This window comes from Microbacterium maritypicum MF109 (assembly GCF_000455825.1).
Lineage (GTDB): Bacteria > Actinomycetota > Actinomycetes > Actinomycetales > Microbacteriaceae > Microbacterium > Microbacterium maritypicum_A.
Window position 1 is genome coordinate 1 of the sequence record NZ_ATAO01000047.1, and the last position, 293, is coordinate 293.

The 293-nt window shown below is 72.0% G+C and carries 1 pseudogene; it reads left to right on the forward strand.

Going from position 1 to position 293, the window contains the following annotated elements:
- Positions 1–237, forward strand: a pseudogene (locus L687_RS24905) (MATE family efflux transporter); the annotation flags it as partial.
- Between the last annotated feature and the right edge of the window lie 56 nt (positions 238–293).

Here is a 293-nt window from a genome sequence, read left to right on the forward strand (position 1 = left end):
GGTGTCGCGTTGAGCAACCCGCTCGCCTGGCTCGGAGCGATCGTGCTGCTCGTCCCCGCGTACATCCGCGCCCACCGCGCTCTCGGACGGCTGCCCATCGACCCCGCGGAGGCGACGGAGACCTCGGCCATCGCGATCGTCGGACCGACCGACGGGTCGATGGTCGTGGACGCGGTCGTCACCCAGCCGGTGCGGGTCGTGCGGGCGCGCCGCCTGCGTTGGCCACGTCGTCGCTGACAGCCGCGCCGCTGGAGTTCCGACTGTGCCGGTCCGTACAGATATCCGCCTTCAGG